Annotated in this window: 17 protein-coding genes; 8 read left to right on the top strand and 9 right to left on the bottom strand. The window is 43.5% G+C overall.

Going from position 1 to position 19,486, the window contains the following annotated elements; translation table 11 throughout:
* The first annotated feature begins 209 nt into the window (after window positions 1-209).
* The 3 genes from H6G32_RS11930 to grxD all read left to right on the top strand — a co-directional run bounded on the left by H6G32_RS11930 (window position 210) and on the right by grxD (window position 1,781).
* Window positions 210-812, top strand: coding sequence for a hypothetical protein (locus H6G32_RS11930; protein WP_190458403.1), 603 nt, complete (start codon window positions 210-212; stop codon window positions 810-812).
* Window positions 813-1,099: 287 nt separating this feature from the next.
* Window positions 1,100-1,357 carry a BolA family protein gene (locus H6G32_RS11925; protein ID WP_190458401.1) on the top strand — a complete coding sequence of 86 codons (258 nt, stop codon included), beginning with the start codon at window positions 1,100-1,102 and terminating at the stop codon, window positions 1,355-1,357.
* 100 nt (window positions 1,358-1,457) lie between these two features.
* On the top strand, window positions 1,458-1,781 hold the full coding sequence (gene grxD, locus H6G32_RS11920; RefSeq protein ID WP_190458399.1) for a Grx4 family monothiol glutaredoxin: 324 nt from the start codon (window positions 1,458-1,460) through the stop codon (window positions 1,779-1,781).
* 124 nt (window positions 1,782-1,905) lie between these two features.
* On the opposite strand, the gene H6G32_RS11915 is transcribed toward grxD, so the two are convergent.
* Window positions 1,906-4,029, bottom strand: a complete 2,124-nt coding sequence (locus H6G32_RS11915) for a hybrid sensor histidine kinase/response regulator (protein WP_190458398.1) — start codon at window positions 4,027-4,029, stop codon at window positions 1,906-1,908.
* Window positions 4,030-5,363: 1,334 nt separating this feature from the next.
* Entirely contained in the window at window positions 5,364-5,621 is a 258-nt protein-coding gene (locus H6G32_RS11910; RefSeq protein WP_190458396.1) for a DUF6761 family protein, read from the bottom strand.
* A 508-nt stretch (window positions 5,622-6,129) separates the two neighbouring features.
* Here H6G32_RS11910 and H6G32_RS11905 point away from each other — a divergent pair.
* Complete coding sequence (locus H6G32_RS11905; RefSeq protein WP_190458394.1) at window positions 6,130-6,900, top strand: response regulator transcription factor; 771 nt, start codon at window positions 6,130-6,132, stop codon at window positions 6,898-6,900.
* 172 nt (window positions 6,901-7,072) lie between these two features.
* Here H6G32_RS11905 and H6G32_RS11900 read toward each other — a convergent pair whose 3' ends face one another.
* From H6G32_RS11900 to H6G32_RS11870, 7 genes are all read right to left on the bottom strand, one after another.
* Window positions 7,073-7,855 (bottom strand): ABC transporter ATP-binding protein, encoded by a 783-nt coding sequence (locus H6G32_RS11900; protein WP_190458504.1) that lies wholly within the window; start codon window positions 7,853-7,855, stop codon window positions 7,073-7,075.
* A 106-nt stretch (window positions 7,856-7,961) separates the two neighbouring features.
* Window positions 7,962-8,528, bottom strand: coding sequence for a hypothetical protein (locus H6G32_RS11895; RefSeq protein WP_190458392.1), 567 nt, complete (start codon window positions 8,526-8,528; stop codon window positions 7,962-7,964).
* A gap of 965 nt (window positions 8,529-9,493) precedes the next feature.
* The gene (locus H6G32_RS11890; RefSeq protein WP_190458390.1) at window positions 9,494-9,682 is read right to left on the bottom strand and encodes a hypothetical protein; all 189 of its coding nucleotides are present in this window, start codon (window positions 9,680-9,682) and stop codon (window positions 9,494-9,496) included.
* 435 nt (window positions 9,683-10,117) lie between these two features.
* Complete coding sequence (locus H6G32_RS11885; RefSeq protein WP_190458388.1) at window positions 10,118-10,606, bottom strand: DUF4079 domain-containing protein; 489 nt, start codon at window positions 10,604-10,606, stop codon at window positions 10,118-10,120.
* A 78-nt stretch (window positions 10,607-10,684) separates the two neighbouring features.
* Window positions 10,685-12,316: a diguanylate cyclase domain-containing protein gene (locus H6G32_RS27270; protein WP_190458386.1), complete on the bottom strand. Its 1,632-nt coding sequence runs from the start codon at window positions 12,314-12,316 to the stop codon at window positions 10,685-10,687.
* Between the two features lie 179 nt (window positions 12,317-12,495).
* Window positions 12,496-13,350, bottom strand: a complete 855-nt coding sequence (locus H6G32_RS11875) for an alpha/beta fold hydrolase (protein ID WP_190458377.1) — start codon at window positions 13,348-13,350, stop codon at window positions 12,496-12,498.
* A gap of 261 nt (window positions 13,351-13,611) precedes the next feature.
* On the bottom strand, window positions 13,612-14,007 hold the full coding sequence (locus H6G32_RS11870) for a DUF1830 domain-containing protein (RefSeq protein ID WP_190458375.1): 396 nt from the start codon (window positions 14,005-14,007) through the stop codon (window positions 13,612-13,614).
* A gap of 580 nt (window positions 14,008-14,587) precedes the next feature.
* On the opposite strand from H6G32_RS11870, the gene H6G32_RS11865 reads away from it, so the two are divergent.
* The 4 genes from H6G32_RS11865 to H6G32_RS11850 all read left to right on the top strand — a co-directional run bounded on the left by H6G32_RS11865 (window position 14,588) and on the right by H6G32_RS11850 (window position 19,461).
* Window positions 14,588-16,180, top strand: a complete 1,593-nt coding sequence (locus tag H6G32_RS11865) for a photosystem II high light acclimation radical SAM protein (RefSeq protein WP_190458374.1) — start codon at window positions 14,588-14,590, stop codon at window positions 16,178-16,180.
* A 155-nt stretch (window positions 16,181-16,335) separates the two neighbouring features.
* Window positions 16,336-17,757, top strand: a complete 1,422-nt coding sequence (locus H6G32_RS11860) for a DICT sensory domain-containing protein (protein ID WP_190458372.1) — start codon at window positions 16,336-16,338, stop codon at window positions 17,755-17,757.
* Window positions 17,754-18,386 carry a pentapeptide repeat-containing protein gene (locus tag H6G32_RS11855; protein ID WP_190458370.1) on the top strand — a complete coding sequence of 211 codons (633 nt, stop codon included), beginning with the start codon at window positions 17,754-17,756 and terminating at the stop codon, window positions 18,384-18,386. The genes H6G32_RS11860 and H6G32_RS11855 overlap by 4 nt, the downstream gene beginning before the upstream one ends.
* Window positions 18,387-18,891: 505 nt before the next feature.
* Window positions 18,892-19,461 (top strand): Uma2 family endonuclease, encoded by a 570-nt coding sequence (locus H6G32_RS11850; protein WP_190458368.1) that lies wholly within the window; start codon window positions 18,892-18,894, stop codon window positions 19,459-19,461.
* Window positions 19,462-19,486 lie beyond the last annotated feature (25 nt).

Genomic DNA, 19,486 nt, shown 5'->3' with positions numbered 1-19,486 from the left:
AAAACTAGATTCTAAAAGCCGCCCTCAAGGGAAGGTTGACCAATTTTGGACAAGTTTTTCTCAAGAGCAATGGGAACTCTAGTGAACTGATTCTCAGTCTAAACCAGAAAAACTTACTATGTAAATTTGCTTTGTCGAAGACGCAAACAGAGTTAAGATACCCGAAGTTTCCATACCTTTTTTAGATAATTGTCACACTAATTGATCCCATGAACATTGCTGATGTTGCTCCTCCCTTAATTCGCTTCACTTGCTTATCACTCATCGCTGCCTTTAGCCTGCTATCGCCCGTCAATGCTCAGGTATCACAGCCACCAAGTGCTACTAGACAACCACAACCGATTGACCCCAACGATCCCAATAATCTCCGTCCCATAAGCCAAAATAACAGCATTTTAAGCATCGAAGGCGGGCAGCGTCTCCTTAAAGAGTCAGATGATGCTGTATCTGCCCAAAAATACGACCTAGCCGCTAAGAAGCTCCTAGAAGCACGTCAGGTTTTTAATCAGCTATCTAATTTTTATCAAGACCTCAACTCTAGCTTTTCGGGAATTGACAACAGTGTTTCTGATTCCCAGCGGAAAAAAGCCCTAGAAACAGCCCAACTGCGAGATGAGGCTACTTATCGGTTAGCACTGGTACATCGGGCACTAAATCAGTCAGAATTAGCCGTACCCTTGTTAGTGCAAATTATTAAGAGCCAAAACCCAACGCGGGATTTAGGCAAAAAAGCCTATCAACAGTTGTTGGAGTTAGGTTTTGTTGATACTCCCTATCCGAGACAAGGTACTACTTCATCTTCCCCAAAATAAGCGTTCTTTAATTTCTACTGGTTCTTCTCACCTCTTTCTGAGCAGCTTGAGAACGCCCAATGTTAAGATGAGGCTATCTGCGGTGACAATTGTGGGCGCTACGGGCCTTGGGTACTCGGCCCGGTGGAAGCGATCGCGATCGCTTCATTGCTACTGCTTTGGTGCAGATCGCACAAATACCCCTCAAGGGCCCTTTTATTCTCCACTTTGCCAAAATATGACACGGGCAACGGCATCTGCCCCATATCTTGTTAATAATAGTAAAGTAAGTTTTTTCAGGAATTGCGATGATTAGTCCGCAGCAGGTTGAAGCAATGATCAAGGCGGGACTGCCAGACGCCCAAGTTCAGGTGCAGGACTTAACTGGAGGCGGTGACCACTATCAGGTGACAGTAGTTTCATCGCAGTTTGCCGGTAAGGGACTGGTACAACAGCATCAGTTGGTTTATGGTGCGGTGCGGCAAGCTATGTCAACGGAAGCAATTCATGCCTTGGCTCTAAAAACATATACCCCCGAAGCTTGGCAATCCACAACTGCTTCGTAATGTCAATAGTCCCAAGTGCAAAATTGAAACGCTGAACTGTTGGCTTGTTGACTATTAACTATTGAATCTTGACTATCAGCCACATAGGAAACAAAAAACCATGACACCAGAACTCAAAGAGAAAATTGATAACTTGTTAGAACAAAACAAGATTATGGTTTTCATGAAGGGCAACAAATTGATGCCTCAATGCGGTTTCTCTAACAACGTTGTGCAAATCCTCAATACCTTGGGAGTTCCCTTTGAGACAGTTGACGTTTTAGCAGACTCCGAAATTCGCCAAGGAATCAAAGAATATTCCGAATGGCCGACAATTCCCCAAGTCTATATTGATGGTAAATTCATTGGCGGTTCTGACATCTTGATTGAACTGTACCAAAAAGGCGAGTTGCAGCAGTTGGTGGAAGTTGCCCTAGCTTCCTAATATTTTCAATTTGTCCTGTTTTTATTGCCCTTGAAAATTAGGGGGATGCTGATGATTTCCCCCATTTCAAGGGTTTTTTCAGGCTTTGGGTTTGGTGATCATTTACTAAAAAAGGATGTCAAACTCATGCCTCTACAAGGCTGACAACCGCTGCAACTAACTTTTCTGCATTCAGCGGCTTAGATAAATGCATCTGAAACCCTGCTAAGAGTGCTTGTTGCTGGTCATATTTTCTCGCATAGGCAGTCATCGCGATCGCCGGAATTTGCCCAAGAGCTTCTGGGATCAAAGTTCTCACTTGACGTATGAGCATATAGCCATCCATATCGGGCATACTAATATCACTGACCAAAACATCTGGCTTTAGCTGTTCCAAGACTCGTAAGGCTTCAAAAGCCGAAGATACTGCGATCGCCTCAGCCCCCTCTTGCTCTAAGACAAAAACAACAAAATCTCGTGAATCAGCATCATCCTCAACAATTAAAACTTTTACACCAGCCAGCGTTAAAGATAATGGTGCTAAAAATCTAGGCTGATTTGGTTCCTCTGGCACACTAGGGCTTTCATTTTCGCAAAGCGGTAAACTGACGGTAAATGTTGCCCCTTTTCCCTCACCAGAGCTTTCTGCTTTAACAGTACCGCCGTGCATCTCCACGAGATTACGGGTAATTGCTAGTCCCAGCCCTAATCCGCCAAATTTTCTCACAGAACTACTATCTGCCTGTTGGAAGTAATCAAAAGCATAACGCAAAAACTCAGCACTAATTCCCTTGCCTGTATCGCTAACTATGATTTGAGCATAACCATCAGCCTGCCTTAGTCGCACTTCTATTTTTCCCTGCTTGGGTGTAAATTTGACAGCATTGGAAAGGAGATTCCAAACAACCTGCTGCAAGCGAGTATAATCACCCAGAACCATGCCCACATTCGGGGCAAATATTGTATCCACCTGAATTGACTTTGTTTCTACTGCTAACCGCATCGTGTCTAGTGCAGACAAGACTGTATATTCTAAATTGATCTTCCTAATCTTCAGCGACAATTTACCCTGTAAAATTCTCGAAGTATCCAGCAAATCCTCAATTAATTGAACCTGTAATGTCGCATTACGCTCAATTGTAGCTAGGGCTTGAGATGTCTTTGCTTCGTCAAACTTATGGCTTTGTAGCAACTTAGACCACCCAAGAATCGAATTAAGTGGAGTGCGTAGCTCATGAGAAAGTACAGCCAGAAATTCATCTTTAATTCGATTCGCCGTTTCTGCTTTAGCGCGTGCGGTTTGTTCTAATTCCAGCAGGTGCTCCCGTTCTTTTTGTATTTCTTTTTGTTCGTGGATATCAGTACAAGTTCCAAACCACTTGATTACACAACCTTGCTGATCTTTTAGCGGTAAGCCTCGCGCTAAGTGCCAGCGATAAGAACCATCAACAGCCCGTTTGAAGCGGTATTCATTTTCATATAAAATGCCATTATTCACAGCATTTGACCATACCTCCTCAGCACTTTCTACATCATCTCGATGCAACGCCGCCAACCAACCAGAACCCAAGGACTCCTCCACTGTTAACCCCGTGTAATCACACCAATTCTGATTAAAATAATCAGTATTCCCATTGGACTCAGCCGTCCATACGAGTTGGGGAATTGACTCCGCCAAATAACGGTAATGTTCCTCACTTAGTTTGAGAACTGCTAGAAGGCGCTGGCGTTCAGCAATTTCCTGTTGTAATTGCTCGTTGGACTTGGTAATCTCATTGGTACGAAAAGCCACCAAATCCTCCAGATGATTTTGGTATCTTCTCAGTTCCTCCTCTACCCGTAACCGCTCGGCTATTTGTGTTTGAAGTTCTTCGTTTGCTTTTTCGAGTTGAGCCGGACTCTTAAGTGTCAGAGCTTGGGGAACTAAGGGCACAAGCTCTACTGCTGTAAGTAAAGATAGCATTGCAGTTATTGCTTTGATTGACCCCGACAGCCAATAGGTTGGATACCAAAGTGTCCAAATCTCCAGAATGTGCGTTGTGCCGCAAGCTAAGATAAATGCACTAAACAGGAGAAAAATTCCATGAAAAGGCAGATCCTGCCTTTTGCGGACAAAGTAAAACAATGTCGCTGGAATAGAGTAATAAGCTAGCGCAATGATTGCGTCAGATACTAAGTGTAACCAGACTAAATCTGTTTTCCATAAATAGCAGTGTCCGTGGGGGATAAACAGATTTGAGCTAAATAAATTAGTCCATAATTCTGACATAGTTCCAGGTGTTTAAATTATCAAATATTAATGGTTTTGAAAATTTCTTAGTTTCAAGTATCACGATTATCTTTTACTGCTTTTACAGGGCTAAAAAGGTTATTTTAAATACTGATTATTCTCAATTAAGCCTGCCTTATTTACTATTGGTATATAAAAATTAGAGCTTAATAGTCTAATCAAAAACTAGGATTAATTGCCCAATATTTATCGAATATTTATTTTAGATCACAGTTCAAGATATGGAATGTAAGCTAATTTTTCTCCATCACCTCTGGTGAGCCTTTTACCCTGTTATTTTACCAACAGTTAGCAGAGTGCTGCTCTCAACTTGGCAGCCAACTTACCCTAAATTATTCAGAAACTTTGGCAAAATTTTCACCCCCAAAAGCTAAGATACTTCTTATAAGTATCGAGTTGGAGCAAATCAACTTATCAAATTAAAATCTTTGCACAAGCTAACAATCGCACTATTAAGGCAAAAACTTAAAGTGTCTGATAAGTCTTAGTATTTATCCATCAAAAAAGATGCTATGAAATGTGAGCGCTGCTATAAGCATCGCTACTTACATAATAGTGTTTCTTACTATCAAATATTGATCATAAAATAAATAATGGTTTATCGCCCACATTTTGTAAAAATTTATATCAAAAATTAAATTACGTCTAACGCAGATTGTCCGCTCAAACCCAGAATTTTTGTCAATATAATTTTTTTAAACTAAATGTGTATGCAAATTTTAGGCTTTCTATCATTTATGAGCTAATAAAAGCACTGTAGGTAAAATACGCCTAAATTTACAACTATTTCTTACTATACTACCAATAATCTCAATTAAACTTTCTCTCCCTGGTCTTCACATCTGCGAAGTTCTGCGGCTTTTAAGTTGATTTCACAAATACGAAGCGTCAAGTATGTACCGCACCAGTCAAAACATCCTTAGCTGGAGACGCTCCCCTCGGAAAAACCTGTCCAAAATTGGCGGTTCCAACGCTAGAGGGCGGCTTTGACAATCTCGTTTTCATACAATATTTTGGGTGAGTCCGCCAAAAAGCTCCGAGTTTACCCATGTAACAAGTAGATTTTGGCTCAGGACGCGCCAATGAAAGGATAACTTTAATGAAACCCATCACCGTTCATTCCTGGACACCAATCACCAAAAATCCCCTCAGGTGCATTTGGTAAACCAAAACAGCACTGAAGGGATGCGTTTGATCAATACAATAAATTTTTCCCAAATTTCCTACCACTGTACCCGTTGACCAATGCAGATAATATGCTATAATGGTCGGCGGCTATCCAGGTTGGCTACCATTAACCCAGTTAAGGGTATTTAACGGTAGTAATCATGTTGTGGCTCTGTTTGCGTTTGCGTCATTACAAAGTTTGAGCCATCGTACAGGTAGCGGCTAGCTTCCTCCTCTAGGCGATGAATCAGGTAAGGTTCAATGGCATTACCCTGTCGCAGTGCGGCTAGATATCCATCCAAATACATCCGCATATCAGCCGTGCGATAACCGCGATTCCATAGCTCGACGAAGGCGTCGGTCAGTCTTTGGTAGTAGCGGATGGTTTGTGTGTCTTGGAGCATAACTGCTGTATTAATCTCTTCGGAATGAGAATTGTAAATGATTCACGCTGAAATGTGAAGTATCACATCCCTCTCAAGTATTAACTAAAAGTTAATATTTTTACCTTGGGTAAGACCCCCCAGCAGCTAAAAATGCAATTAGTTAGATGCTATTCCAGAAAACTTGGAATATGATTATTTGGTAAGCTATTTTGATGATTTTGCCTGTCAACAGCCCAAATTTATAATTAGTGGCTGTAAACGTCACTGTAGGCAAAATAGGTTCCGCTTCTACCCTAAGGCTGAGAGATAACTCAGCTAACGGTTATTTTATTTGATGTTCGATCAGTCTAACAAAAATTTAAGAATATTACTAACTTGGCTTTGGGAAAAGCACAAATTAAAATTATTGCAAGTATTTCCATAAGGAAATGTAAAAATTATAGCAATTGAAGTAACAAAGGCTACAAAACCTTGGACAGGGGCTTGTTAATTTGGGAGTCTATCAACGCTAAGGGGTCTTGCCACCGTGGGATCGGTTTGTATTGAAATCATTGAGGGGAATCCCCATTTGAGGTCGTTGCTGGGTTGGCACTTGCAACAACTGGAATACCGGGTGCATCAAGCTGCCAGTATTTATCAAGCAAGGGAAGTATTTTTAAGCCATCAACCAACACTGGTGATTCTGGATGCGGATTTGCCAGATGGCGATGGTATTGAGTTTTGCCGTTGGTTGCATCGTCAGCAACAGCCTTTAATTTTAATGCTATCTGCCCGTAGTAATGAAGCCGATATCGTCGCTGGATTGAAGGCTGGGTCTGATGATTATTTGAGTAAACCTTTTGGAATGCAAGAATTTTTGGCCAGGGTCGAGGCATTAATTCGCCGCAAGCGCACACCCACTGCACCAGCTTATTTGGATTATGGGACTTTACAAATCGATTTAGTACAGCGCCGCGTCCGCTTTCAAGGGGAGTTCATTGACTTAACACCCCAGGAATTTAGTTTGCTTTACGTTTTAGCACAGGCTGGAGGTGTGCCTTTGAGTAGGTCGGAATTGTTACGTCGTGCTTGGCCTGACGCCATCGACAACCCGCGTACCATTGATACTCATGTTTTATCGCTGCGGAAAAAAGTTGAACTTGATCCCCGCCAGCCTAGCTTAATTCAAACCATCCGCAATGTGGGCTACCGATTTAACATGGAAATTTTGAATGGCAATATTCCGCAATCACAAACAAAGTTAGCGACAGAAAGATTTAGTAATCATCGTTCTACCCTGACAACTCAAAGGTCATAGAGAAAGTGGGAAAAGCAGGAAGAATGGGAAAAAACTTCATCCAAAATCCCTCTGGAGGTTAAGAGACTTGTTAGCGTAGCTATGGGAGCAAGAGGCAGCAAAAAATCGTCAAGTGGCGTGGAAAACCCCTATTCTCGGTGCTGCCTTAGGAAAATCTAAAATCCAAAATTAATTAATTCCATTCCTCAGATGCTTGAGTTTCTGATTGCATCAAGCTTGTGTGTAAGCTAGCCCAATTTATCTCAGAGGTTGGTTGATTTGCTAACAACTGACCTTGCTGGAGGTGTAATAATCGGGTGCAAAATGTTTGGGCTAGCTCCAGTTGGTGATTTACCATCAGAATGGTGGTTAGATGGGTTTTGTTTAGCTGGGTGAGGACTTGTATTAAGCGGCCAGATGTCGCAGCATCTAAGGCGGAGGTAGGCTCGTCTAATAGTATAATTTTTGGTTGGATGACCAAGGCACGTGCTGCTGCCACTAGCTGTCGCCCTCCTGCTGAAAGTTGCACCTCAGTTCGCCCTAACCACTCACTGGGAATGTGTAGTTGTTCTATCCAGTCACTGACTCGTTGCTGAATTGTCTGTTTGGGCAAACCACGCAAAAGCAAAGGATAAGCTAATGCTTCCTGGACTGTCATCCCCAACAGCTTGGACTCTTGCAACACCAGTGTCACCGCTTGACGGATCTCGATGACAGGGATTTGGTGATATTCCTGATTTTCTAGATAAATTTTGCCGCTAGTGGGTGTAATTAGGCGGTTGAGGAGGCGTAATAACGAAGTTTTACCAGCACCACTAGGGCCGACAATGGCCAGGCGATCGCCCTGGAATACCTCAAAGGATAGATTTTGCAAAATCGGGTATCCCTGCTGATTGACTTGAGGCTGAGTTTTCAGCCTCGTAAATAGATTAACTTGCTCTAGTCGTAGTTGGGTTTTGGCGGTGAAATTATCCAAGTCTAACTTTGTGGAAATAGGGACTGGGGAATGGGGACTGGGGAATAGCTTTTTGACCAATGACCAATGACCTGTTTGACCAATGACCAATGACCTGTTTGACAGATTACGCTAATTGTCCAATAGATAATGCTGTGGTGATAGTCCAAGCATCCACTAACAGCAACAGCAGAGTGAAGACCAATAAAATCAGATACATCCACGGCTGCGCTAAAGGCCGAACATCTGTAGTATCAATACCCGTCTTTGCTTGCACAAATTGCACCAAACGGGCAAATCCAGCAACACGCATTGGTAGTAAATAAGCTTTACCTTCCTGGCTGAGAAAATAATAAACTAGACCCCCTTGTCCAGTGGTGCGGGGTTTTAACTCTTTCACCTCTGACCAAGGTAAAAACCAACCTTTACGAAAAAAGCGAGGTACCCAGGTGGGGTAAGTAACCTGAATACCCTTGTCATCTAGTATTACTCTTTCAGTCAACACTGCATATAGGGCAACTAAGCCAATGCTAATCCCGATCCACAATAATGTTGGTGCTATGGGTGCGGCTGTTACCTGGGATAAAAAAGGTAATGGGACTGTGAGTGCTATGTATAAACTCAACAGCGTCAGCCGAATCAACGGAGATAGGTGAAAAACAGAAGCTGAGGTATTGGCTGAGTTTGCTGTCATGGCTTAATTACGATGCTTTTCTTTATTCTGACCGGAAAGCGAGACGCAGAGCAAGTGGCTTCAGACATGGGGATAAGTCGGAGGCGACTAAAGTCGCTTTCCAAATTCTTCTATTAACTCACTGATACTAATACCTCTACTAGTTGCCTCGGTTTTCATGTTTTCCCAAGCGGTAGGGGTCACTACTATCTGATGTCTTTGTTTTACTTCATTGTGCAAAACAGGCACATTTTTTAATCTTTAGACCTGCAAGAGCAAGCAACGACCGTGAAACTAGAATCCCCGCCATTTATGGCTGGGGAGTGTCAAAAGAAATCAATCGAGAAGCCGACAAGCAAGGGTGTCTTGTGACGCTGCTTTCACCCTCAACGCTGGTATCACCACCAATAAACAAAGTCTTCTTGGGTATGGGTGCAACTGTCAGTAGACTTCTTGCATAGTGGTATCTCCCAGAAAAAATTCAAGCACTTCCTCAAATATCCTAGATGATTTACCAAAACTTACACCAGCAAAGCTAGCTTTTTGTAAAGTGATGAACTCTCTGTTTACAATGCTGATATCCCCAGATAATATGTGGGTTTTTTAGTAAAAACTTAAGAAGCGCAGTTTCTACAGTTCAAAATCGGAGCATATTGCCAAGATAAACCTTAATTATCTAGCTAATATCTTGATTTAAAATAAACATAGAGTGCATTATTAACGAGTGTGTAACTAGTTTTTTACTATTCCATTAACAGTCAGGATTGATTTTTAATAAACCCCCACCTTCGAGGCGGGGGAGTGTCAACAAATGCAAGCTATTGATGCATACATCTTGCTTGTCCTGATTGAGTTTTAGCCAGTTTTATATCTGGAACCTGACAAGGTCTCATTATCTGACTCTTCTCTTCCCTGGGCTAAGAGCAAAATTTCAACCACGGGAATAATCAGGTCTGAGGTTTCACTCACTTCACAGTATTACCCTTTCAGTCGTCGGACTCAGGGATGAAAACGTAGCCTTTCAGATAGATGGGAAACTTGCGCTTTTCCTTGGATTTTTTGGACTTATCATCGTCCTCATCGTCACCTTTATAGCATTTTCCTCCAGCTATAAGCTCCTGTTGCTCTATGGCTAAATCTTCCAGTAACTCAGATTGAAGCAATTGAACTGACATAAAAATTACCTCATTTTCCTCATGTTGCTGAATAGCTATCACCCTCGTACTCATGGTAAGCAGAAGGGGGAAATGTCTATAGTTTCTTTCTAAACTAGATTTTCTAGAGATTCAATTTTCCTAAAGTTAGAACATTAAAATACTAAATGTCTGACCTTAGGATTAAACGAAGTTTAGCCTAAAGTTGAATGAAACTTTTTAGCACCAGCACGAATACCCATCTCATAGGTTAAAAATGTTGTTATCATCTGGAAAATTATTGCACTAACAATACATCTACAACTGCGATACTTTTTCTTCGCTAAAAATTGCCAGCCATCGAAGATTAGCAACAATTTTAACAAAGGACAAATCTGATAAAACTACCAGATATAGCGTATCAACAGATGCAAGAGAGATAAAATTTATCGCCGTTTTAAATTAGTGGCGAGGATATTAAGGCAAATATTTTTGGACTACAATCCAACCAGTCAGGGACACCCAGGTAAAACCAACAAACAGCACAATATTAATACCGATGTGTAAAAGTCTGGCCCAAGGTCTTCTGGCGCTAATTTGGGTCGCACTGACAGCAGATAGCAAAACCAAGACTACCACTATTAATCCAGCCACCAAGTGTGATGAGTGTCCTAAGGAACCAAAGTGTCCCAAAGTGCCAACAATGCCAATTGCCAACAGTAGTAGCACTAAACTGACCATGCTGATGCCGATTGTATAATGAAGCGATCGCACGTAGGGCAGCGTCAGAGGTGAACCCACTCCCTCATTTCCACCCGTTAATGGGGCGCCGAAACGAGAGCTTCCCGAAGTTCTCATCCGAAACATCCAAACACCTGTGACCGCTAACAGCAAATATGCCAGCAGCGACAACCCCATAGACCAAGCGGCCATTTTCCATAACCAAATAAAAGAAGGTAGATGCATAAAAGAGTTCTGAAAGATGCATTCTGAATTTTGTTAGCGGAGCTCCTCTGAAAGAGGCATTTTGAATTTTGAATTGGATTACTCTTTTGTAGAAGGAGAAACGATGTCCCCACCATACCCTAACTGGTATGGTGGGGGGTAGATCACAGATTGATTGCGCCCTTGTTTCTTGGCACAGTAGAGTGCCTGATCTGCTTGAGCAATCAGGATGGCTGGTGATAGTTCGGGACTAGGTATCAGGACGGCAATGCCAAGGCTAATGGTGACTACATCGCTCACATCAGAAGTTTGGTGAGGGATGCCTAAGGCTTTAATGGCCAGGTGAATCCGTTCTGCAACCGCCATTGCCCCTTGTTGATCGGTATTGGGCAAAATGATCACAAATTCTTCCCCACCGTAGCGAGCCACCAAATCGGCGGGACGCCACACCACCTGTTGCGCGGCTTGAGCAAGTTTGGTGAGACACTCATCCCCCAGTTGATGACCGTAGGAATCGTTATAGCGTTTAAAATAATCGACATCGAACAATAGCAGAGACAGAGGTTCCTGTTCCCGGTATAGTCGCGCCCATTCTTGCTCTAAGCGATCATCAAAGCAGCGGCGATTGGCAATTTGAGTCAGCCCATCAATGTTGACTAGCTTTTCTAGGAGGCGAGTAGCACAAGCCAGTTCTTCGTTAGAAAATGCTAGTTGTTGGTTGCTCTCTGTGAGTCGGGTTTCTGCCTGCTGCCGTTCTGCCAATTCCTTCTGCAACTTCTGAAAAATATCTGCTTTCTGAATAGCGATCGCTAACTGGTTGGCTATTTGTTTAATCAGGTCAATCTCAATTTCTTGCCAATGTCGAGGAGCAGAACATTGATGAATGTATAACAAGCCCCACAAATCGTCTCCACCATTCAGCAATGGCACAACGAGATTTGCTCGAATCTGAAGTTGTGCCAGAAAGCCCCGATAACACTCTGTAAGTCCAGCATTGTCGATATCATCTACGGCTTGAATTCTGCCTTGCCGATAGTAGCTGGCGTACTGTTTGCCAAAGCAATGATCGTGAATTTTTGTCGCCAAGTGAGAATCAAATCCCTTAAGTACAGATTCGGCAACAAATTCCCCATCGTTATGGTGAGCGTTGGGAGAGAATTTAAAGATCCCTACCCTATCGGCGTGAATTAACTCGCGGATCTCATGAGAAGCAATCTCAAAAATTTTAGATAAATCAAGGAATTGATAAATCCGTTGGCTAATTTCTCGAAGTAATATAGCCCTTTCGTACTGTTGCCGCAGAGCTATTTCTGCTTGCTTTTGGGCGCGGATGGCTGTCTCTGCCACTTTCTTTGCCTGAAGAATTTCATCTTCGTACTGGATACGCTGGCGGATAGGTATGAAGATACAGTTGTTGACAAAGCTTCCTGCCTTCTCCCGACGCACTGCGTTGACAAGCATGGGTATATCACTCCCCTGCCTCGGCCTCAATGAAAAGTATATTTCCTCTGCCTTACCATGCAGTTTCAAAAGTGGGAAAAAATGGGTCTGATAGAAAATGCGGCTGGCAATCGGTAGAATTGATTCGATCTTCCGTCCCCTCAATCCGTCGGGTTCATGTCCAAGTAATTCCAGTAGCGTGGCATTGGCGATCACGATGGTGCCATCGTCAATAAACGAGAGGAAGCCACAGGGCGCGGTGTTGAGTAGCTCGTCTATCTGGTAAGTCACTGATTGGTAAACCCTTCGGGGAATTCAAAATTCAAAATGCCTCTTTCAGAGGAGTTGCGCTAACAAAATTCAAAATTACAACCCCCATAAATAAATTTAGTTCTTCTGAACAAGGACACTTTGTGTAAGAGTGCTTACGCCTGGAGGCACAATTATTTCTACGTTATCCATAAATAAATTTAGGGGTTTGTTGATGATTCTTTTTCGGTGCTCAATTGTGTTGGCAATGGGACGGCAGTCAGATACTCCTTAATTAGATGGATAGTCTCCTCTGGATGGCTCATGTGTGGGCAATGTCCCGTAGCCTTCATCAGTTTCAACGTACTTTTGAGCAAGTGGTGGTGCAGGTAATGTCCCACCTCGATGGGGGCGATCGCATCCTCGGCACATTGCAAGATTAGTGCAGGTACTCTCACCTTGGGTAAATCACTACGGTTGTCAGAGTAAAAAGTGGCCTTGGCGAAGCGGCTGGCAAACACAGGATCAGTAGAGCAAAAGCTGCTCTCAAGTTCACGAGTTAGCTCAGGCTGATCCTCGTTTTTCATCACCATAGGAGCCAGAAAGCTCGCCCAACCAATGTAATTTTTATCCATAATATCAAGCAGATCCTCAATGTCTTGGCGCTCAAACCCTCCCAAGTAATCGGGTAGGTCATTGATGTAGCAGGGTGAAGGACAGACGAGAATCAGGCTGTCAAAAAGATTAGGAGCTTGGATGGAGGACAGCATGCCAATGACGCTGCTGACAGAATGCCCGACGAAAATCACATCGGTCAACGCCAATGCTGCACAGATATCGAGAATATCCTGGGCATAGCCCTTGAGGTGGCCGTACCTTTCGGCACTGTAGGCGCTAAGATCAGATTTCCCCGACCCTACATAGTCAAATAGAACGATCTGGTAGTCGTTCTCGAAAGCTGGTGTTACGAAACGCCACATATTCTGATCACAGCCAAATCCATGAGCGAACAGCATGGACTGTGTGCCTTGTCCAAATACTCTCACATTGTTCCGTAGGAGAACGTTTTTAGTCATTGCATAAACACGAACATACTATATTGATTGTACGGCTTATATGAGTTCTAAATGGGTTGAGTAGAGTGCTACTCCAAGGCAAACACAGGAAATTTTTCGATACCTGACGATAGCAGCATTTCTCTAGCAACATTAAATCAACCTTTAGCCTTGGTCAAAAATCTCAATTTATCCTCTTTCTTCAGCAACGCCTAATCCACGTTCCTCAACAAAAAAGGTTGCTGAATTCAGCAACCCTCAAATTGAGCAAAATTGTGTTTTTTAATCAACAGATGATAATCCAGCAACTTGTAAGGGTTTTGTGATTTCTCCGGTTTTTGTATTAATTGAGGACACCATAGCGTTGGTATTTATAGGGTCTATTCCTGCTGATGAGTCTTTATCAAACTCTTCAGTACTAGATTCATGGATTGCCAGGCGATCGCACGGAATATTATCCGATAAAATTGCACTTGCCATCATACCCGTATGAATCTCCATATGAGCTTCTTTCGGTGCTTCAAAAACTAAGCGTTGTCCTGGAAAAACAACCCTTTCAAAGTACCAGTTAGGAATATTCGAGATGCGAGCCACCTGTATTTTGCTCGTGGCATTGACGTAGCAGCAGAGAAATTTCCCCGATTGCTCCGGTGGTAGAGGGTCTAATATTTGAGCCATAACTGCTGAGGAGCTTTACGCCACAATTTTACATTACACCAGACAAACTAGCATCGGCCGATCCCCAGTTGCTGTAACTCCGACTACCAACTAAACTTTTCTGCATCATTTCTATCTAAAGATATGTCTGAATTATGAAAATTTTGTGTACGTATATAATTTTCCTATAATTATACACCATCAATAGTTATTTTGATATTTGTTTCCTGACAATTCAGCTACAAATCCGCAAAGGAAGATCATCAAGAGGATAGACATGGCGACGATCCCCTTAGCTTTACCAAAATAAAGGAACTAGTTTTTCTATTTCATCCCTCCCCGGACTAACAGGCGAGAATCATCCCTTAATTAATCAACTCAATGTTATGGTAAAGCTATATGAAAACTTTCTTCATAAAGCTTATTTTCTAGATGCCATGCATCTTTTACCTAGAGCAAGTTTAACTTTTTTCCCGGTTGCTATCGTCTATCAATAATCGGCTGAAATGTCAAGCAAAATGGTGATAGATAAGAGCAACCAAAACAAACACACAATTTAAAACTGGATGTTTCTCTCGCGTTTTCCTTAAATAACGGCAAGATGGAAGTTAAACCCCCTATGATGGAAAATCGAATTCTCTACGTTCGCCTTCCCTGTAACCCCATCTTTCCCATTGGGGTTGTCTATCTTTGTGATCACGTCCACAAGCTATTTCCCAGCATCCAACAGCGGATTTTTGATTTGGGCACAGTGCCACCTCTAGATTACGCTGCCGCCCTAGATAGCTGTATCGATGAATTTAAACCCACACTGTTAGTCTTTTCTTGGCGGGATATTCAAATATATGCCCCAGTTGGTGGACGCGGTGGTAACCCCCTGCAAAATTCCTTTGAAGTCTTTTATGCCAAAAATCCCTTTGTCAGATTAAGGGGGGCATTGGGCGGCTTAAAGTTACTCCTAAGTTACTATGGAGAACTTTGGCAAAACCTGGGATTAATCAAACGCGGACTTAAACGCGCCCAGAAATACAATGCTGACACTCGCTTAGTTGTGGGTGGTGGCGCAGTCAGCGTGTTTTACGAACAGTTGGGTAAAAGCTTGCCTCAAGGGACAATTATTTCTGTAGGTGAAGGAGAAACCCTACTCACAAAAGTCTTAAATGGTAGTGAGTTTCGGGATGAACGCTGCTATGTAGTCGGCGAAACTCAACCGCGAGAACGCCTCATCCACGAACAACCCACCCCACTGGAAAAAACCGCCTGTAACTACGACTATATCGAAACCATCTGGCCGGAATTTAATTATTACCTGCAAGAACAAGACTTTTACATCGGCGTACAAACCAAGCGCGGTTGTCCCCACAACTGCTGTTATTGCGTCTACACCGTTGTTGAAGGTAAACAGGTACGCATTAACCCAGCTGATGAAGTCGTTGCCGAGATGCGCCAATTATACGATCGCGGCGTTCGCAATTTCTGGTTTACCGATGCCCAATTTATCCCCGCCCGGAAATTTATCGATGATGCTGTAGAACTCTTACAAAAAATCATTGATTCTGGCATGACAGACATCCACTGGGCAGCATACATCAGAGCCGACAACCTGACACCAGAATTGTGTGACTTGATGGCGAAAACCGGGATGAACTACTTTGAAATCGGTATTACCAGCGGTTCTCAAGAACTTGTGCGGAAAATGCGGATGGGGTATAACCTGCGAACCGTCTTGCAAAACTGTCGCGATTTAAAAGCAGCTGGTTTCAACGACTTAGTTTCCGTCAACTACTCCTTTAACGTGATTGACGAACGCCCCGAAACTATTCGCCAAACCATCGCCTACCACCGAGAACTAGAAAATATTTTTGGTGCTGATAAAGTCGAACCTGCAATCTTCTTTATTGGGCTGCAACCTCATACCCACTTAGAAGAATTTGCCTTTAAAGAGGGTATCCTTAAACCAGGATACAATCCCATGAGCCATATGCCGTGGAATGCCAGAAAACTCCTGTGGAACCCCGAACCTCTTGGCTCCTTTTTCGGGGAAGTCTGTTTACAAGCTTGGCGACGCAACCCCAATGACTTCGGACGCGAAGTTATGAAAATCTTAGAAGAAAGATTAGGTTGTGCCGAACTAGAAACAGCACTTACTGCACCAATAGAGCCGAAAGCGAAACAGCTAGCAGGCATATCATAGAAGACAAGCTACAGTGCTGAGTAGTGAGTGCTGAGTGATAAGTTGTTAGTTGTAACTGGTTAATTGTTAGTTTTTATTCTTAACTCAGCACGGGCTAAACGCCCCACCACCGCTAACAGCACTTAGCACTCATAACTCAGCACTCACATAACCCTATGCTAGAAGGTTCAATTATCCAACAGCTGGAAACAGCCCACCGCCATAGCTCCAGGCCGATTCACTTTGGGGTGTACTACAAAAATACCCTAGTATCTCTATGCCATGCCCTAGAAGACCACATCTTAACCGACGATGGTCAGCCCTTAGTGATCACCGCCTTTCAACAGGGTAAATGGTATCTGCAAGAAGCAAATCGATACGCAGATATCGCCCAGCGTAGCCGGGAAATTGCGATCATGGCTGCCCCTGACGCCGGATTTGGCCAACACCCCACCAGCCTGCTGCCCAACGTAGATTTAGTGGCGTTAGATTCTGGTGATCCAGTGGCCCAGGAGTGGCATTTGATTATCCTCTCGCCCAGCTACACAGCGATGGTACTTTGTCAAGAATTATCAGCAGCTGATTATGGCAGCGCTGGGCTACCGACATCAGATTTAGAGCGCAAGTTCTATGGCTTGTGGACATTTGAGCCAGAACTAGTCCAAGAGACAGCAGAATTAGCGATCGCCCACATCCAAGCATACAACCCAGAACTGGCGAACAAACTCACCGCCCATCAACAAGCAATTAAAAATACACTCCCCGACCGCGGGCGTTTCGCCATTGCCCCACTAGCAAACCTCAGCGCAGTTGTCTCCCGCGTCGTAGATTACCTCCAATTGGGGCAAGAAAATCTAGCTATCCCCGCAGCGCAGCGCCAACTAGCCCTAGATCGCAACCTGGTTTCTAACGAAATCCAGGCATTTTTGCGGATGGCACAACTGATGGATCTAGCAGATATTAAAAACCCCATGGCCTCCGCCGAAGTAGTCGCAATTTCTGAAACAATTGGGCAGCTGTTAGATTTACCAGCATGGCAAACTAAGAGATTGCGCCTAGCCGGTTTGTTACACCGCATAGATCCCCTACAGCAGGCAGAAAGTGTTCTCACTCCCGGTACATCCACACGCTATCAAGAAGATGTACTGAGTTGTCCCTTAACTTGTCCTCTAGTACCAGGGGCCCAAGCATTGCGGACAATGCCACGACTACGAGCAGTTGCCCAAATTATCACCCACCAAACCGAGTGGTGGGATGGTACAGGAGAACCAGCAGGTTTAGCTGGGGATGAAATTCCTCTAGAGTCGAGAATTTTGGCATTAGTGGCAGACTTTCAGCGGCGAGTCAATCAGCACAAATCTACTGATAAAAGTCAGGAACAGATATTGATTCAAGCTTTAGAAGAGTGCAGACAGCAACAATCAACCCGCTTTGACCCTAAACTTGTAGATACCCTAACTTTATTAGTTATGGGTTTGCAACAGGGACTCGAATTACCCGTGACGACACCGAAAGTTAGCAGCGGTATCTGGTTACTTAATTCCCGCTGGGATAGCCACAGCAAGATTAGTGAAGAAATTGGTACTTACCCCCAATGAATATTGAAGCCATCAGATTAGGAAAACTCAAACAACTCCCAGGGGCAGACTTAGAAGACGAGGAACTATCTCAACTAGATTTAAGCCGCATCAATCTAGCCGGTGCGAACCTTGTGGGTACTAATTTCTCTGGTTCTAAACTCGAAGGCGGGCATTTAGAGGGCGCAAACTTAATGGGGGCGAACCTCCAAGAAACCGACTTGCGGGCCAACCTCATGGGAGCAAACTTGATGCAAGCCGATTTAACAAGTGCTGACTTGCGAGGTAGTAATTTGCGCGGTGCTAACTTAATGGGAGCCACCCTCAGCGATGTAACTTTGGCAGGTGCTTTCTTGAGTGGTGCCAATTTGATGAGTGTAAACTTGCAAGATGTTGACTTTCGAGATGCGGATTTACGGGGGGCAAATTTAACAGGGGCAAATCTCAAAGGTGCAGACTTGAGTCGCGCTGATTTGCGAGGCGCCTTATTAAGTGAAGCTAATTTGGAAGAAGCCGACTTGCGGAAGACGAACTTAGCGGGGGCGAATTTGACAGGGGCGAATTTACTCTGTGCTGAATTAGAAGGGGCAAATTTGCAAGGTGCTAATTTAGATAGGGCTTGTTTGGTGGGGACAATATTGGAAGTTTAATATTATTTATTTTCTGCTATTACCGATGAATGATATATCAAATCGTTGGCAAGAATGGCTGACTGTATTCGCCTATTTAGGGTTTACAGCCTTTATTATTTGGCGTGTTTTTGCCACACCGAATAAATAAACATAAAAAACTTCTTCAATTGGGCAAAATTTAGTTTAATCGTAGGGGCACAGCAATGCTGTGCCCCTGTATTGGCTCTCGGATAAATTAACAATTTTTCGACTTCCAGCCAACTACGCTTGGTGTTAAGGCTTAACTCTTTGTCAAAGTCAATTTTTTTAACGTTCGCGTAGGTGCGGTCGGCATTACCGCGTAAGCGCAAAGCGCAGGCTACGCGGTTACGCGAAGCGTCTCGAAGAGAAGGAAGAAACGCTTAACTGATAACGCGCCCTTGCATTGTTGAAAATCCTCTCCCTGGGCAAATGTCATCTCCCGCTTAAATCTGTGACAAAATAGTTTTGTTGCCCTACAAGCCAATGTAATCGGTTATAACCCATGATTACTACCGTTGAGCATCGCTACAGTTTGGATGAATATCGCACAATTGAAGAAAAAGCAGAAGGACGCAGGGAATATCGTGATGGAGAAATAGTACCTATGCCTGGAGGATCGCTTAACCACAGCCGCATCGGTCGCAACACTTTGACCTATCTTACCTCTCTGCTACGCGATACTCAATTCGAGCCAATTAACAGCGATTTACGGCTGTGGATTCCTGAGCATCGACGTGGACTATATCCAGATGTGATGGTTTTTGAGGGTGAACCGCAACTGAATGAAAATCGCACGGATGAAGTCTTGAATCCCATCTTAATTATTGAAGTACTATCCCCTTCAACAGCCGATTATGATCGGGAAAATAAATTTCGGATGTATCGCTCGATTAAGAGTTTTCGGGAATATTTATTAATCGAACAGGATGAACCTTTTCTAGAAGGCTATAGCAAGCAATCCCAAGGTTGGTTACTCAGTGATTTTAACAACTTAGAGCAATCGATTCCCTTAGAGTCAGTTGGGATAGAATTAGCGATCGCAGAAATTTATCGCGCCATTGTTTTTGGATAAGCAATTGCCAATTGCCCCCTACAGG

It is taken from the genome of Cylindrospermum sp. FACHB-282, from assembly GCF_014697195.1.
Taxonomy (GTDB): domain Bacteria; phylum Cyanobacteriota; class Cyanobacteriia; order Cyanobacteriales; family Nostocaceae; genus Cylindrospermum.
This window is presented reverse-complemented; position numbering and strand designations above follow the sequence as displayed.

Excerpts from the sequence above, each read along its gene's own strand:
- H6G32_RS11850 (WP_190458368.1), top strand. The coding sequence starts at position 18,892 with ATGATTACTACCGTTGAGCATCGCTACAGTTTGGATGAATATCGCACA.
- H6G32_RS11875 (WP_190458377.1), bottom strand. The coding sequence starts at position 13,350 with ATGACTAAAAACGTTCTCCTACGGAACAATGTGAGAGTATTTGGACAA.
- grxD (WP_190458399.1), top strand. The coding sequence starts at position 1,458 with ATGACACCAGAACTCAAAGAGAAAATTGATAACTTGTTAGAACAAAAC.
- H6G32_RS11885 (WP_190458388.1), bottom strand. The coding sequence starts at position 10,606 with ATGCATCTACCTTCTTTTATTTGGTTATGGAAAATGGCCGCTTGGTCT.
- H6G32_RS11870 (WP_190458375.1), bottom strand. The coding sequence starts at position 14,007 with ATGGCTCAAATATTAGACCCTCTACCACCGGAGCAATCGGGGAAATTT.
- H6G32_RS11930 (WP_190458403.1), top strand. The coding sequence starts at position 210 with ATGAACATTGCTGATGTTGCTCCTCCCTTAATTCGCTTCACTTGCTTA.
- H6G32_RS11855 (WP_190458370.1), top strand. The coding sequence starts at position 17,754 with ATGAATATTGAAGCCATCAGATTAGGAAAACTCAAACAACTCCCAGGG.
- H6G32_RS11925 (WP_190458401.1), top strand. The coding sequence starts at position 1,100 with ATGATTAGTCCGCAGCAGGTTGAAGCAATGATCAAGGCGGGACTGCCA.
- H6G32_RS11890 (WP_190458390.1), bottom strand. The coding sequence starts at position 9,682 with ATGTCAGTTCAATTGCTTCAATCTGAGTTACTGGAAGATTTAGCCATA.
- H6G32_RS11915 (WP_190458398.1), bottom strand. The coding sequence starts at position 4,029 with ATGTCAGAATTATGGACTAATTTATTTAGCTCAAATCTGTTTATCCCC.
- H6G32_RS11865 (WP_190458374.1), top strand. The coding sequence starts at position 14,588 with ATGGAAGTTAAACCCCCTATGATGGAAAATCGAATTCTCTACGTTCGC.
- H6G32_RS11895 (WP_190458392.1), bottom strand. The coding sequence starts at position 8,528 with ATGACAGCAAACTCAGCCAATACCTCAGCTTCTGTTTTTCACCTATCT.
- H6G32_RS11860 (WP_190458372.1), top strand. The coding sequence starts at position 16,336 with ATGCTAGAAGGTTCAATTATCCAACAGCTGGAAACAGCCCACCGCCAT.
- H6G32_RS11910 (WP_190458396.1), bottom strand. The coding sequence starts at position 5,621 with ATGCTCCAAGACACACAAACCATCCGCTACTACCAAAGACTGACCGAC.